Annotated in this window: 12 protein-coding genes; 8 read left to right on the forward strand and 4 right to left on the reverse strand. The window is 67.7% G+C overall.

Translation table 11 applies throughout. The annotated features are described in order from the left end of the window. Positions 1-97 precede the first annotated feature (97 nt). From secD to CTA01S_RS07850, 3 genes are read left to right on the forward strand one after another with little or no spacing between them, the layout of a single operon-like run. Positions 98-1,972, forward strand: a complete 1,875-nt coding sequence (gene secD / locus CTA01S_RS07840; protein WP_062194192.1) for a protein translocase subunit SecD — start codon at positions 98-100, stop codon at positions 1,970-1,972. Between the two features lie 28 nt (positions 1,973-2,000). Continuing rightward, on the forward strand, positions 2,001-3,032 hold the full coding sequence (gene secF / locus CTA01S_RS07845) for a protein translocase subunit SecF (protein ID WP_062194196.1): 1,032 nt from the start codon (positions 2,001-2,003) through the stop codon (positions 3,030-3,032). A gap of 46 nt (positions 3,033-3,078) precedes the next feature. Then, on the forward strand, positions 3,079-5,379 hold the full coding sequence (locus CTA01S_RS07850) for a DUF1631 family protein (RefSeq protein ID WP_019561855.1): 2,301 nt from the start codon (positions 3,079-3,081) through the stop codon (positions 5,377-5,379). 61 nt (positions 5,380-5,440) lie between these two features. On the opposite strand, the gene CTA01S_RS07855 is transcribed toward CTA01S_RS07850, so the two are convergent. The 3 genes from CTA01S_RS07855 to CTA01S_RS07865 all read right to left on the reverse strand — a co-directional run bounded on the left by CTA01S_RS07855 (position 5,441) and on the right by CTA01S_RS07865 (position 8,365). Then, entirely contained in the window at positions 5,441-5,893 is a 453-nt protein-coding gene (locus tag CTA01S_RS07855) for a Smg family protein (protein ID WP_019561854.1), read from the reverse strand. Positions 5,894-5,981: 88 nt separating this feature from the next. After that, positions 5,982-7,103 (reverse strand): DNA-processing protein DprA, encoded by a 1,122-nt coding sequence (gene dprA, locus CTA01S_RS07860; RefSeq protein WP_019561853.1) that lies wholly within the window; start codon positions 7,101-7,103, stop codon positions 5,982-5,984. Positions 7,104-7,192: 89 nt separating this feature from the next. Then, positions 7,193-8,365 carry a LysM peptidoglycan-binding domain-containing protein gene (locus CTA01S_RS07865; RefSeq protein ID WP_062194199.1) on the reverse strand — a complete coding sequence of 391 codons (1,173 nt, stop codon included), beginning with the start codon at positions 8,363-8,365 and terminating at the stop codon, positions 7,193-7,195. A gap of 248 nt (positions 8,366-8,613) precedes the next feature. On the opposite strand from CTA01S_RS07865, the gene def reads away from it, so the two are divergent. The 4 genes from def (at position 8,614) to CTA01S_RS07885 (ending at position 11,410) form a co-directional block, all read left to right on the forward strand. Next, positions 8,614-9,123, forward strand: coding sequence for a peptide deformylase (def, locus tag CTA01S_RS07870; RefSeq protein WP_019561851.1), 510 nt, complete (start codon positions 8,614-8,616; stop codon positions 9,121-9,123). 9 nt (positions 9,124-9,132) lie between these two features. After that, positions 9,133-10,089, forward strand: coding sequence for a methionyl-tRNA formyltransferase (fmt, locus tag CTA01S_RS07875; protein WP_062194204.1), 957 nt, complete (start codon positions 9,133-9,135; stop codon positions 10,087-10,089). Between the two features lie 63 nt (positions 10,090-10,152). Continuing rightward, a complete protein-coding gene (htpX, locus tag CTA01S_RS07880) occupies positions 10,153-11,010 on the forward strand; it encodes a zinc metalloprotease HtpX (protein ID WP_019561849.1) in 858 nt (285 codons plus the stop codon). Positions 11,011-11,080: 70 nt separating this feature from the next. Next, positions 11,081-11,410 (forward strand): hypothetical protein, encoded by a 330-nt coding sequence (locus CTA01S_RS07885; protein WP_019561848.1) that lies wholly within the window; start codon positions 11,081-11,083, stop codon positions 11,408-11,410. Positions 11,411-11,481: 71 nt separating this feature from the next. On the opposite strand, the gene CTA01S_RS07890 is transcribed toward CTA01S_RS07885, so the two are convergent. Further along, positions 11,482-12,060, reverse strand: coding sequence for a 5-formyltetrahydrofolate cyclo-ligase (locus CTA01S_RS07890; RefSeq protein ID WP_019561847.1), 579 nt, complete (start codon positions 12,058-12,060; stop codon positions 11,482-11,484). 7 nt (positions 12,061-12,067) lie between these two features. Between CTA01S_RS07890 and CTA01S_RS07895 the strand changes: the two genes are divergently transcribed. Next, a complete protein-coding gene (locus tag CTA01S_RS07895) occupies positions 12,068-14,092 on the forward strand; it encodes a lytic transglycosylase domain-containing protein (RefSeq protein ID WP_062194209.1) in 2,025 nt (674 codons plus the stop codon). Positions 14,093-14,111: the final 19 nt, after the last annotated feature.

The following is a 14,111-nucleotide window of genomic DNA, read 5'->3' on the forward strand; positions in this document are numbered from 1 at the left end:
CGCCGATGCGGCGCCCTTCATTCCGTGAGGCCCGGCGGCTGCCCCTGTGGTTTGGCGAGCGGGGCGGAGCCGTCATCCTGGGCATGAAAGAGCTGTCATGAACCGCTACCCCCTGTGGAAGTACGCGATCTTGGTGATCGCGGTGATCGTGGGCTTCATCTATACCTTGCCGAATTTTTATGGCGAGGCGCCAGCGGTGCAGGTCTCCAGCGGCAAGGCCACGGTGCGTGTGGACGAGAGCGTGGCCGAACGGGTCCGTCAGGCCCTGAGCGCCGCTGGCGTGGCGGCGGAGTTCGTGCAGCTCGAGGGTCATTCGGTGCGCGCCCGCTTCGCCGACACGGACACCCAGATTCGCGCCCGCGACGTGATCGACCGTGCGCTCAATCCGGATGCCTCGGACCGGTCCTACGTGGTGGCACTGAACCTGGTGTCGCGCTCGCCCCAGTGGCTGGCCTCGATCCATGCGCTGCCGATGTATCTCGGCCTGGACCTGCGCGGCGGGGTGCACTTCTTGATGCAGGTGGACATGGAGGCCGCGCTGACGCGCCGCATCGAAGCCTATGCGGGGGATGCGCGCACCTTGCTGCGTGATCGCAACCTCCGCCATGCTGGCATCAACCGACAGGGCCAGCAGATCGAACTGCGTTTTCGCGATGCGGCCACCTTGCAGCAGGCCCGCCAGGTGCTGGCCGAGCAACTGGCCGACCTGGCATGGGTGGAGTCGACCGAGGGGGCGGATCTGCGGCTGCTTGGCACGCTCAAGCCCGAGGCCGCGCGCCGCATTCAAGACCAGGCGATCAAGCAAAACATCACCACGCTGCACAACCGTGTCAATGAGCTGGGCACCAGTGAGCCGGTGATCCAGCAGCAGGGCTTGGACCGGGTGGTGGTGCAACTGCCCGGCGTGCAGGACACCGCGCGGGCCAAGGACATCATCGGGCGCACGGCCACCTTGGAGGTGCGACTGGTGGACGACAGCGCCGAAGCCATGGCGGCCTTGGCCGGCAGCGGGCCGGTGCCTTTCGGCACCGAGCGTTATGTCGAACGCGGCGGCGCGCCGCTGATCGTCAAGCGCCAGGTCATCCTCACCGGCGAAAACCTCACCGATGCCCAGGCCGGCTTCGACGAGCACCAGCAACCGGCGGTGCACCTCACCCTCGATGCCAAAGGGGCGCGCATCTTCCGTGAAGTCACGCGCGAGAATGTCGGCCGCCGCATGGCCATCCTGCTGTTCGAGAAGGGCAAGGGCGAGGTCGTCACCGCGCCGGTCATCCGCACCGAAATCGGCGGCGGGCGGGTGCAGATCTCCGGGCGCATGACCACGCAGGAGGCCAACGACGTGGCGCTGCTGTTGCGCGCCGGCTCGCTGGCCGCGCCGATGGAGATCATCGAGGAGCGCACCATCGGCCCGGCGCTGGGCGCCGAGAACATTGCCAAGGGCTTCAACAGCGTGGTGTGGGGCTTCGTGGCCATCATGGTGTTCATGGTGGCTTACTACATGCTCTTTGGCGTGTTCTCGAGCCTGGCGTTGGCGGTCAACCTGCTGCTGCTCATTGCCCTGCTGTCGATGCTGCAGGCCACGCTGACGCTGCCGGGCATTGCGGCGATCGCGCTGACCTTGGGCATGGCCATCGATGCCAACGTGCTCATCAACGAGCGCGTGCGTGAGGAACTGCGCAATGGCGCCTCGCCGCAGGCGGCCATCCACGCAGGCTATGAACGGGCCTGGGCCACCATCCTCGACTCCAACGTCACCACGCTGATTGCCGGCGTGGCCTTGCTCGCCTTCGGCTCGGGGCCGGTGCGCGGCTTTGCCGTGGTGCACTGCCTGGGCATCCTGACCTCGATGTTCTCGGCCGTGCTGTTCTCGCGGGGCTTGGTGAACCTGTGGTACGGGCGGCGCAAGAAGCTCAAGTCCATCTCCATCGGCCAGGTGTGGATCCCCGGCGCCGAGCGCGCCCCCAAGGCCTGACGGCGGCCCACGCACAGGAAGCACGCACATGGAACTGTTCCGGATCAAGCGCGACATCCCGTTCATGCGCCACGCGCTGGTGCTCAACATGGTGTCGGTGGCGTTGTTCGTCGCGGCGGTGTTTTTCCTCATCACCCGCGGGCTGCACCTGTCCATCGAGTTCACGGGCGGCACCGTCCTGGAGGTGCAGTACGCGCAAGCGGCCGACGTGGGTCGCGTGCGCAGCCAGATCGAATCGCTGGGCTTCGGTGAGGTGCAGGTGCAAAACTTCGGCACCTCGCGCGATGTGTTGATCCGCGTGCCGCTGCGCGGTGAGGCGGCTCAGTCGGAGGTGGTGTCCCGGGTCATGGAAGCCCTGTGCCGCGCCGAGGACGGACGCCTGGTGCAGCGCCAGGAAGTCACCTCCCAAGGCGAGGCGGTCAGCCGCCAGGTGTGCGAAGCCGCTGGCGGCGAGCCGCTGCGGCTGCAGCGCAGCGAGTTCGTCGGCCCGCAGGTGGGCGCCGAACTGGCCCGCGATGGCGCCATCGCGCTGGCGATGACGATCGTGGGCATCATGATCTACCTGGCCTTTCGCTTCGAGTGGAAGTTCTCGGTGGCGGCCATCGTCGCCAACTTGCACGACGTGATCATCATCCTGGGCTTCTTTGCGTTTTTCCAGTGGGAGTTCTCGCTGTCGGTGCTGGCCGCGGTGCTGGCCGTGCTGGGCTATTCGGTCAATGAATCCGTGGTGATCTTCGACCGCATTCGCGAGTCGTTCCGCAAGTACCGCAAGATGACCACGGCGCAGATCATGGACAACGCGATCACGCGCACCATGAGCCGCACCATCATCACGCATGGCTCCACGCAGATCATGGTGCTGTCGATGCTGATCTTCGGTGGCCCCACGTTGCACTATTTCGCGTTGGCTTTGACGATTGGCATTTGCTTCGGCATTTATTCCTCGGTGTTCGTCGCTGCGGCCACGGCGATGTGGCTGGGGGTCAAGCGCGAGGATTTGATCTCGCCGACGCGCAAGGAGACCGACCCGGACGACCCGAATGCCGGTGCCGTGGTGTAGAGTTCGGCGAAACCACTTTGCCAACGCTGGCCCGATTTCGCTGACCATGACCACCCCTGCCGACCCCAAGGCGCTCGCTGCCCAGGCCCGCAGGACGTTCCTGAACGTGGTGCTCTATGGCGCAGCCCATGCGATGGCCGCGGTGGAAGAGGGGGCCAAGCTCTTGGCCACGCAGCCGGCGCCGCCCGAACTCTTGCTGCGACGCCGCGAAGCCTGGGCCGATGTGCAGCGCCTGCGCGAGGCTTGGCGTCAGCAGCTGGCCGAGCAGATTCAGTCCTGGCAGGGGACGCTGTCGTCCACCGGGGCCAGCCCCACGGCGATGGCCGGTCTGTCGCGCAGCGCCGAACTGTCGCTGGTGGACGATGCCACCATCGAGCACGAGATCCTGAGTTCGCGCTTGGCCTTGGCGGCGATGGATCAGGCCAGTTCCGAGTTCACCGACCTGCGCTCGCGCATTCTCGCGCTGGAGCGCCGGGATGAATTGCCGCCCTCGGACTTGCTGCGTCCACAGGCGATGGGGGGGCTGATCCTGCGCACCTGGCGCAATGCCGGGCTGGGGCTGGAGGCATGGCGCTGCCTGCAGCCGGTGCTGCATGAAGAAATGGGCCACCTGATCGTGCTGGCCTACCACGAAACCAACAAGTGGCTCATTGCCCATGGGGTGCTGCCCGAGATCGACTTGCGCCCGTTGATCCGGCGGGCTCGCGACGCCGGCGTGGCTTCCACAGGACGTGCGGCGGCGGCTTTGGCCGGTGGGGCGGCAGCCCCCGGCGGGTCCACCGGAGGGGGGCTGGGCGGCTCGACGCCGGGCAGTTTCCACGGGGGGGGCGACGAGACGCGCTTGATGACGCGCGCGTCTCAGTTGCTGCGCGCCTCCGAGCAGGCGCAGGCAGTGCTGGGACGACTGAACCGGCTGGTGGGGCGGCAGGTGCCCGAGTTCGAAACCACCGCCCAAGTGCGTCCGGCCTCGCCGCGGCTGTCCGAGGCCATGGTCCATGCCGAGCGCGAGCTGGCGCGGCAGTTCCAAGCCAGCGCCCAGGCAGGCCTGGAGGTCCAGCCCGCAGCACTGGCACGAGGCCTGCAAGAGCGCAAACAGGTGCTCAAGCAGGCGGCCGAGTCGCCGATCGAGCGAGCCACCATCGAGATCGTGGCGCTGCTGTTTCAAAGCTTGTTGATGGAAGAACGCCTGCCCGCCTCGGTGCGGGTGTGGTTCGCCCGGTTGCAAATGCCGGTGCTGCGTGTGGCCATCAGCGAACCCGATTTCTTCGCCACCATCGACCATCCGGCGCGCAAGTTGATCGACCGCATGGGCGCCTGTGTGATGGGCTTCGACGATGCCACTGCCGGGGCCAGCGAGGCGCTGGAGAAGGAGATCAAGCGCGTGGTGCAGGTGGTCGAGGCCTATCCCGACACCGGCCGTCGTGTGTTCCAGACCGTGCTGGTGGAATTCGAAAAATTCCTCGAGCACTATTTCCGCAACGAGCACGAGCCCTCGCGGCGCGGGGTGTCGCTGGCGCAGCAGGTCGAGCAGCGGGAGATTCTGGCCATCCAGTACACCATCGAGCTGCGCAAGATGCTCAACGAGGTGCCGGTGCAGGAGGGCGTGCGCGACTTCTTGTTCCAGATTTGGGCCGACGTGCTGGCGATGACCGCGGTCAAACATGGTCCGCAAAGCGAGCAGACCAAAGCGATGAAGCGGGCGGCGGCCGACCTGATCTGGTCGGCCAGCGCCAAGGTCTCGCGCGAGGAGCGCGCCGAGGTCATCCGCCGCCTGCCGCCGCTGCTCAAGACCCTGCGCGATGGCATGGCCAGCGCCGGCGTGCCGCCCGACAAGCAGGACGAGCACATCCAGACGCTCAACAACTCGCTGGCTGCGGCCTTCACCGCCAAGACGGCGGCCATTCCGCCCGAGCGGCTCAACGAGCTGATGTTGCGGCTGGAAACGTTGGAAGAAATCCTGCCCGATACCGAGGTCGAGATCGACGAGTCGATGGTGCTCGACCTGTCCGGCCATGAAACGGCAGACCTGGAGGTGGTGGCCGAGGGCGGCTCGATGCCCAGCCCGGCCATGGTCGCTTGGGCGCGGGGGCTACAGGTGGGCGCTTGGTTCAAGCTGGACTACCGCGGGCGCAACGAGGCCGTGCAATTGGCCTGGCAGGGCTTGCGCAAACAGCTCAGTTTGTTCGTCGCGCCCACCGGGCGCTGCGTGCTGTTCCAGCAGCACCGCCTGGCGGCCTTCCTCCAGGCCGGCTTGCTCGTGCCCGCCGAGGAAGAAGCGCTGACGGTGCGAGCCACCCGCGATGCGCTGGCCAAGCTCGACGCCGACCCCAGCCGATTGCTGAACTGACTCGGCGCCCGCACCGCGCAAGTGCGGCGTGGCGCGCGGCCCGTCGCTGGAGGCCGAGCCCTCAGTGAATCAGCCGGTCCTTGGCGTCCACGAAGAGTTCGTCGAGGATCAGCGCGTCGGGCTCTTCGCCCAGGCTCCAGAAGACCATCAGCACGATGATCTTCAGATCCTCCAGGGCCACCGGGCCGCCGGGGATGGCCATGGCACGGTCGATCACCATTTCGCGCATCGGCGCGGGCAGGACGCCTGCCGATTCCAGGAAGCTGATGAACCCCAGGCAGTCGGGCCCGAAATGCTCTTGCTCGGCCGGGGTGTACACCCGCACCCCCGAAGCGCTCTGGGCCTTGGCATGGATCTGGGCCGAGACGGCCAATCCGTCCAACCAGTTGAGGGCCTCTTGAATTTCCTCGTTCTCGAAACCCACGGCCGACAGTTTGCGGGCCAACTGGTCGTGGTCCGGGCAGGCGTCGGGGCGCCAGTAGTTTTCGTAGAGGTACACGAGCACGTCGAACATGCTGGGACTATACCCGAGGCGAACGGGGCGGCAAGCGCGCAATACCGCTGTCATCCACCGGGGTATCGCCCGTTTCATCCTACGGAACTCAGGCCCGGTGGCAACGCTGGTACAGACCGCCGGGCAGCCGCTCGACGCGGCCTTCGAGTTCCAGTTCCAGCAAGCGGGCATTGAGCTGGTCGGTGGGCCAGCCACAGCGGGCTTGCAGCGCGTCCAGCGAGGCTGGATCATGGCCCAGGGCCATGAGCAGCGGGTCCTCGGTCTCGTCGGGGCTGCAGGCCGAGGGGGCCGCCTCGGTCGGGGGACGCACCTCGGGCCCGAGCAAGTCCTCCAGAATGTCCTGTGCCGACTCCACCAGCTTGGCGCCTTGCTTGATCAAGGCATGGCAGCCGCGCGATTGCGGGGCATGGATGGAGCCGGGAATCGCGAACACCTCCCGGCCCTGTTCCGCCGCCAAGCGCGCGGTGATCAGCGAGCCGGATTGCAGCGCGGCCTCCACCACCAAGGTGCCGCGGCTCAAGCCGGCGATCAGCCGGTTGCGTTGCGGAAAATGCTGCGGCAAGGGTGGGGTGCCGAGCGGGTACTCACTCAGGAGCAAACCTTCGGCGGCAATGCGTTCGGCCAAGGCGCGGTGGCGGCGGGGATAGACCTGGTCCAAGCCGGTGCCGACCACGGCGATGGTGCGTCCGGGCCCGCTGAGGCCGCCTTCATGGGCGGCCGCGTCGATGCCCAGGGCCAGCCCGGAGACGATGGTCCAGCCGGCCTGGCTGAGGTGGTGGGCGAAGGCGCGTGCATTCTCTTGCCCTTGCCGGGTGGGATGGCGGGTGCCCACGATGGCCAGGCAGGGGGCTTGCAACCAGGCCAGATCGCCGCAGGCATAGAGCAAGACTGGCGGGTCGGCGGTGGCCAACAGCCACGGGGGATAGGCTGGGTCCCCGAGGGTCAGCACATGATGGCGCGCATCGGCCTGTAGCCACTCCAGGGTCCGCGCCACCAAGCCAGCCAACTGCGGCGGCTCGTGCTCCAGGGCCTGGGCCGCTGGAGCCGAGAGCAGGTGGCGCCGCGCCTGTGGCGCGGCCGCGCAGGCGGCCTGGGGCGAGCCGAAGGCGGCCAGCAGCCGTCGCACGGCCTGGCGGCCCAGCCCTGGGGTTTCCAGCAGCCGCAACCAAGCGGCCAGTTCATCGGCAGACAGGGAAGAGGAAGCAGCCATCCGGAAAGGGGCCCGGCCCGGGCCAAGGTGCTGCGGCGATTCGGGGCCCAGCCGGGCAGGGAGGCGCCGGCCGGCTTGCCCCGTCTGGTTCAGGGCTGGGTGAAGCGGTCGCCGACCACCACCGGGTTCTTGACGTTCAGGATCAGGGCGTAGGACATGCGATCGAACACCCGGAAGACGAACAGCAGGCCGTGGCGCTCGTCGGGCAAGCGCAGCGTGGCTTTGTCCGGCGAGGTGGTGTCCCGGACCACACGGCCAGCCGACCACAGGGCCAGCACATGGCCGCGCTCCAGGCCGTCGCGCTTGCCCTTGTTGAGGGCGACGACCTGATTTTGACCGGCCGTGGCACCTTCGCCGTAGATCGAGACGATGCGGCCTTCGACCGGTTGTTGCGGCGCATGGGGCACGTAATTGATGAACTCGCGGGGCGGCTGCGGGGCCAGGCGGTCGCCCACCCCCATTTCCAGGCGCACCGATTGCACTTCCACGGTGGCCGGCACGATCTCGCCCTGGGCCGTGCTACCCCCCGGCCGCACATAGGTGGCCGCTCCCACGTAGGCGGCTTCATAGCCCAGCACTTCCCGGGTGTCGGGATCGACCAACGCTTTGGGGTTGCGGAAGACGCGCCAGTCACGCTGGTTGCCCAGCTCGCCGCGCACATAGGCACGGTCACCGCGCGACATCAGCACGCGGCCTTCTTGCGCGGCCACCACGCGCGGGGCGGTTTCGAGTTCGTCGCTGTTGAAGATGACGGCTTCGTTCAGGAAAGGCTCGATCAGGTGCAGCGGTACCGAGGTGATGCCGTCGATCAGTTCGGTGCTGCGCACCCGCGGGGACAGGCGCACCGTGTCGCCGCTGACGGCCTGCGCCACACGCAGTTGGGCGCGACCATCGCGCTTTTCCAGCACCAGGATCTGGCCGGGGAAGATCAAATGGGGGTTGCGGATCTGATCGAGGTTCATGCCCCACAGCTCGGGCCACCGCCAGGGGCTGCGCAGGAACAGGCTGGAGATGTCCCACAGGGTGTCGCCACGCTTGACGGTGTAGACGTCGGGCGCGTTGGGGGCCAGCTCGGACAGCGGCACCCCGGCCTGGGCGACTTGTTGGGCCGTGGCGCGCTGCTGCGGGGTGATCGGATAATTGACCGCCCAGGCCGCCGCGGCGGCGGTGGCCAGGGTCAAAGCGACCAAAGCGTGGGCCCCGCGGCGCGCCCGCGCGGGGGCTTGCGTCGGACGGGCTTGCGGCGTGAGCTGAACAGTCATGCAGGGGTCTCCGCGTACCGGCATGGCCTGGTGTTGGGGGCCATGACGCCGTATGGTTAATGAGTTGTTGTTCCGCCCGGGGACGACAGATCGGCGAAAATCCTCACATAGTTTCGGAGATTCTGCCCATAAACCCTTGATGCCGCAATGAATTTTGCCGGACGTTACTGGTGCGACGGCATTGGTTCACGAAAAGCGGCGTTGCAAGTCATCCACACCTGCCGCCCTTGGCGGGCGGCCCCGCACCCATGGCCCTGTTGAACATTCTGCGTTATCCCGACCCCCGCCTGCACAAGGTGGCTCAGCCCGTGGCTCAGGTGGACGATCGCATCCGGCGCCTGGTGGACGACATGCTGGAGACCATGTATGCCGCCCAAGGCATTGGATTGGCGGCCACCCAGGTGGATGTACACGAACGGGTGATCGTGATCGACGTCTCCGACGAACGTGACGATCCCCGGGTGCTGATCAACCCCGAGTTGATCGACAAGAGCGAAGAAAAAATCGTCTGGGAAGAGGGCTGCCTGTCGGTGCCGGCCATCTACGACAAGGTCGAGCGCCATGCCCGCGTGCGCGTGCGTGCGCTGGACCGCGATGGCCAGCCCTATGAATTCGATGCCGAGGGCTTGCTGGCGGTGTGCGTGCAGCACGAAATGGACCATCTGATGGGCAAGGTCTTCGTCGAGTACCTCTCACCGCTGAAGCGCAACCGCATCAAGACCAAGCTGCAAAAGCGCGCCAAGGAAGCGGCGCGCTGAAGCCGGGCCATGCGCATCGCTTTTGCCGGGACGCCCGAGTTCGCACAGACGGCCTTGGCCGCGCTGGAGGCCGCCGGCTTCGAGATCGTGCTGGTGTTGACCCAGCCGGATCGGCCGGCCGGCCGGGGGATGAAGCTCCTGCCCAGTGCGGTCAAACAATGGGCCCAAGCCCATGGTGTGGAGGTGGCCCAGCCCCGCGGCCTGCGCCTGGACGGCCGCTATGGGCAGGACGCGCGGGCGGTGCAGGAGCGCTTGCGGGCCTTGCAGCCCGAAGCCATGGTGGTGGCGGCCTACGGACTGATCCTGCCGCCTTGGGTGCTGCAGCTGCCGCGCCTGGGATGCCTGAACATCCATGCCTCGTTGCTGCCGCGCTGGCGGGGGGCGGCTCCCATCCAACGGGCCATCGAGGCCGGCGACGCGCACACCGGCGTCACGATCATGCAAATGGATGAGGGGCTGGACACCGGCGACATGCTGCTGAGCGCGCCCGAGCCGATCCGCCCGGACGACACCGCCGCGTCACTGCACGACCGGCTGGCCGCACTGGGCGCCCGGCTGATCGTCGAGGCCTTGGCCTTGGCGGCCCGTGGCGGCTTGCGTCCTGTGAAGCAGCCCGAGGAGGGCGCGACCTACGCGCGCAAAATCGACAAGGCCGAAGCGGCGATCGATTGGACGCAGCCGGCGGTGGTGATCGAGCGCAGGCTGCGGGCCTTCGACCCGTTTCCCGGGGGGGCGGCGCGGCTCGCGCAGCAGCCCTTGAAGATCTGGGCGGCCCGGCTGGCTGTCGGTCAGGGGCGGCCCGGCGAGGTGCTGCGCCTGGACGAGGCCGGGCCGGTCGTGGCCTGCGGCGAGCAGGCGCTGTGCCTGACCCAGTTGCAAAAGCCCGGCGGCCGGCGCTTGAGCGGCAGGGAGTTCCTGAGCGGCCACCCGGTGGCGCCGGGCATGGTCCTGGGGCCGCCGACTTGAGTTCCTCCCGGTTCGTCCCCAGATGGGGCGTCGAGATTCCACGCCATTGAAAGGAACGCATCCATGTTCAATATGCTGAAGACCGCCGTCCTGATGGCGGCCATCACCGGACTGTTCATGGCCATCGGCTCCGTGTTGGGCGGGCAGCAGGGCATGATGCTGGCGCTCTTGGTGGCGCTGGGGATGAATTTCTTCAGCTACTGGTTTTCCGACAAACTGGTGCTGAAGATGTACAACGCCCAGGAGGTCGACGAGACCACGGCGCCCCAGTTTTACGCGATGGTGCGCGAGCTGGCCGGCCGGGCGGGGCTGCCCATGCCGCGGGTCTACCTGATCCACGAGGAGGCGCCCAATGCTTTTGCCACCGGGCGCAACCCGCACAACGCCGCCGTGGCGGCCACCACCGGGCTGATGCGTATCCTCAATGAGCGTGAGTTGCGCGGCGTGATGGCCCATGAGCTGGCCCATGTGAAGCACCGCGACATCCTGATTTCCACCATCAGCGCCACCATGGCCGGTGCAATTTCGATGCTGGCCAATTTCGCGATGTTGTTCGGGGGGCGCGACAGCGAAGGTCGGCCGGCCAATCCCATCGTGGGCTTGCTGGTGATGATTCTGGCGCCGCTGGCCGCCAGCCTGATCCAGATGGCCATCAGCCGTGCGCGCGAGTTCGAGGCCGACCGCGGCGGCGCCGAGATCTGCGGCGACCCGCAAGCCCTGGCCAGTGCCTTGCAAAAGATCCAGCGCTACGCGCAGGGCATTCCGCTGGAGGCGGCCGAGCGCCACCCGGAGACGGCGCAGATGATGATCATGAACCCGCTGTCCGGTGGGGGGCTGAGCGGGCTGTTTTCGACCCATCCGTCCACCGAAGATCGGGTGGCGCGCCTGCTGGAGATGGCCCGCAGCGGCGTGTACCGTTGAGCGCTGGAGGGGCTCAAGTCGGCTTGCCGGTGGCCGATACCGGTGAGAACGGACCATTTGCTGCCTTGCCATGCGTGCCCTGATTGCCCTTTTGCTGCTGCCCGGCCTGCTGGTGCTGGCGGGCTGCGACCAGCTTGGCATCGAGTCGGCGCAGGCCGTGGCCGAGCGGCGTGAGGCCGAAGGGCGTGCACTGGGTGCGGCCTGCCGCCATGCCGGCCGGGCCATCGAGGACTGTTTCACGCTCAATCCCAAGGCCGACAAGGCGGCCATCTTCGCCGGCTGGCGCGAGATGAACGACTACATGACCGAGAACAAGCTTTCGGAAGTGCCGCCCCAGCTGCCCAATCCGCGTCAGGCCCGTTTGCTGGCGCCGGCCGAAGGCACGCCCGCCGAACACTGAGGCGCTCGCGCGTCGCACCCCGCCCGCTTCAGGGGGGCAGTGAGGCCGATCGAGCGACTCTTTTCCCGCCGCTACGGGGCGAGCACCTCGTGTTCGGTGACCACGATCGTCAGTGGGCGGTCATGGTCCTGGGGTTCGAGGGCGATCTGGCTGTCGGCATAGGCCACGCCCACGGCGGTCACGCCCGGGTGCGCGGCCAGCCAGCGGTCGAAGTAGCCGCCGCCATAGCCCAGCCGGTAGCCCGCGCGGCTGAAGCCCACGCAAGGCACCAGCACCACATCGGGCACGACCTCGGCGCCTGCCGTGCTGGGGATGCCGCAGTCATCGAGCAGCTCGGGCGGGCTGCGGCCGTCCCAGTGCCGGTAGACCATCGCCGCGGGACGACGGCGGGCAAAAGGCAAGGCCAGCCCTGCGGCGAGCTCGGGCATGTCGTCGCCCCAGGCTGACACTGCGTTAAATTCCCCGTGGACCGGCCAGTACAGCCCCAGCACCTGCGGCTCCAGAGTGACGAGCACGTCGCGCAGCCGCCGCCCCAGGGTCTGATGGGCCGCCGCACCTGCAGGGGAGGCCACGAAGCGCTCGCGCGCTTGGAGCAGTTGCTGACGCAACGCGGCCCGCTCCAGGGACTCCGACTCCGAGATCCAAGGCATCTGCTCGATGAGATTTTTTCCCAAAGGATTCGATTATCGGCGCGCCTTGTGCGTGGTGGTGGCCGCGCTGCTGACCGGCTGCGCCTGGGGGCCCTTGCGCGCGCAGCAGGTGGCCGACTTGGCGGTGCAGGCGCGTGACGCCTATGCACGCAAGGACGCGGCTCGGTTGCAAAGCCTGCTGCGCGAGGCCCGAGCGCAGAACCATCCCTTGACGCCTTGGATCGATTATTGGGCGCTCAACCTGCGTCTGAGCGAAGCCAGCGCGGGCGAGCTGGCCGAGTTTTACGCGCGCTGGGGCGGCACTTATGTGGAAGACCGGCTGCGCAACGACTGGCTGCTCGAGCTGGGCCGCCGCGGCGACTGGGCGCAGATGGCCGTCGAGCTGCCGAAGTTCCGCATGCGCGATGACCGCGAGCTCCACTGCTATGAGCAGATCCTGCGTCACCGCGACGGTCATGCGCAAGAGGCGCTGCGTCAGGCGGCCCGGGCGGCTTGGTATGCCCAGCGCGACGCCGACGTGGGCTGCGCGGCGATGGCCTCGCAGCTTTACGCGGCTGGCGTGCTCACGGCCGACGATGTCTGGCGCAAGGCCCGGCTGGCCCTCGAGCAGAACCGCCCGCGGGCGGCACGTCAGGCCTTGGAATTGCTGGGAGCCTCGGTCGTCATCAATTTCAACGAGCTGCTGGAGAACCCGGCCCGCTACGTGGTGCGCGCCGGCCGCACCGACCGGCGCGAGGCGGCCGAGCTGACCGCGCTGGCCCTGATCCGTCTGGCGGCCAACGATCCGCAGTTGGCTGCCACTCAGATGCGTGACCGCTGGGCGGCCTGGCTGCCCGACGAGCTGGCGTCCTGGGTGTGGGCCAGCATCGGCCGCCAAGCGGCCCTTCGGCTGATGCCCGAGGCGGTCGAGTACTACCAGTATGCGGCGCGCAAGGCCGATGTGGGCTCGTGGTCGGACGAAATGCTGGTTTGGAAGGTGCGTGCAGCCCTGCGTGCGGGCCGCTGGTCGCAGGTGTTGCAGGGCATCGAGGCCTTGTCGGGCGCCGAGCAGCGCGAGCCGGCCTGGATGTACTGGAAGGCACGTGCCTTGCGCGAGGTCGCCCGGGAGTCGGCCCAAGCCGAAAGCTTACGCGCCCAGGCCCAGGCGCTGCTGGAGACCTTGGCCGGCCAATACCATTTCTACGGGCAATTGGCGGCCGAGGCCTTGGACCGGCCGCATCTGCTGCCACCTGCGCCAGCGCCGTTGACCGCCGAGGAACGGGCCCGGGCGCAGGCCAACCCCGGCTTGCAGCGGGCGCTGCGACTCATCGAGCTGGGCTTGCGCAACGAGGGCGTGCGCGAATGGAACTGGACCCTGAGCTTCGGCGGCCCTGGACGCATGGGCGACCGCGACCTGCTGGCCGCCGCCCAGTTGGCCTGCGATCTGCAGGTGTGGGACCGCTGCATCAACACCAGCGAGCGCACCCAGGCCGAGGTGAGTTTCGAGCAGCGCTTCCCCATGCCTTTTCGGCGCGAAGTGGTCCTCAAGGCGCGTGAGGTGGGCGTGGACCCGGCCGTCGTCTATGGGCTGATTCGTCAGGAATCTCGGTTCATCCTGGATGCGCGCTCACACGTGGGGGCCTCTGGGCTGATGCAGTTGATGCCGGCCACCGCCCGCTGGACGGCGCGCCAAATCGGCCTGAAGTATCAGCCCTCGATGCTCAATGATCGCGAGATCAACCTGTTGTTGGGGATGAGCTATCTGAAGCTCGTGATCGAGGACCAGGGCTCGCTGGCGCTGGGGGCGGCGGCCTACAACGCCGGACCGGGTCGGCCGCGCCGCTGGCGCGACGGACCGGTGCTGGAAGCCGCCGTGTGGATCGAAAATATTCCATTCAACGAGACGCGGGACTACGTGAAGAAAGTGTTGTCCAACGCCACGTACTACGACGCGCTGTTGCATGGGCGGGTGCCTCGGCTGCGTGATCGCCTGGAGCCCCGCATCGGGCCACGCGCCCCGGATGCACCAGCGCCCCGCGCCGATTTGCCCTGATGGCCCTGTTTGGTGGACA

Source organism: Caldimonas taiwanensis NBRC 104434 (assembly GCF_001592165.1).
GTDB lineage: Bacteria > Pseudomonadota > Gammaproteobacteria > Burkholderiales > Burkholderiaceae_C > Caldimonas > Caldimonas manganoxidans.

Bases quoted from the DNA above. Each gene is read 5' to 3' on its own strand.
- secD (WP_062194192.1), top strand. From the start codon at position 98: ATGAACCGCTACCCCCTGTGGAAGTACGCGATCTTGGTGATCGCGGTG.
- secF (WP_062194196.1), top strand. From the start codon at position 2,001: ATGGAACTGTTCCGGATCAAGCGCGACATCCCGTTCATGCGCCACGCG.
- CTA01S_RS07850 (WP_019561855.1), top strand. From the start codon at position 3,079: ATGACCACCCCTGCCGACCCCAAGGCGCTCGCTGCCCAGGCCCGCAGG.
- CTA01S_RS07855 (WP_019561854.1), bottom strand. From the start codon at position 5,893: ATGTTCGACGTGCTCGTGTACCTCTACGAAAACTACTGGCGCCCCGAC.
- dprA (WP_019561853.1), bottom strand. From the start codon at position 7,103: ATGGCTGCTTCCTCTTCCCTGTCTGCCGATGAACTGGCCGCTTGGTTG.
- CTA01S_RS07865 (WP_062194199.1), bottom strand. From the start codon at position 8,365: ATGACTGTTCAGCTCACGCCGCAAGCCCGTCCGACGCAAGCCCCCGCG.
- def (WP_019561851.1), top strand. From the start codon at position 8,614: ATGGCCCTGTTGAACATTCTGCGTTATCCCGACCCCCGCCTGCACAAG.
- fmt (WP_062194204.1), top strand. From the start codon at position 9,133: ATGCGCATCGCTTTTGCCGGGACGCCCGAGTTCGCACAGACGGCCTTG.
- htpX (WP_019561849.1), top strand. From the start codon at position 10,153: ATGTTCAATATGCTGAAGACCGCCGTCCTGATGGCGGCCATCACCGGA.
- CTA01S_RS07885 (WP_019561848.1), top strand. From the start codon at position 11,081: ATGCGTGCCCTGATTGCCCTTTTGCTGCTGCCCGGCCTGCTGGTGCTG.
- CTA01S_RS07890 (WP_019561847.1), bottom strand. From the start codon at position 12,060: ATGCCTTGGATCTCGGAGTCGGAGTCCCTGGAGCGGGCCGCGTTGCGT.
- CTA01S_RS07895 (WP_062194209.1), top strand. From the start codon at position 12,068: ATGAGATTTTTTCCCAAAGGATTCGATTATCGGCGCGCCTTGTGCGTG.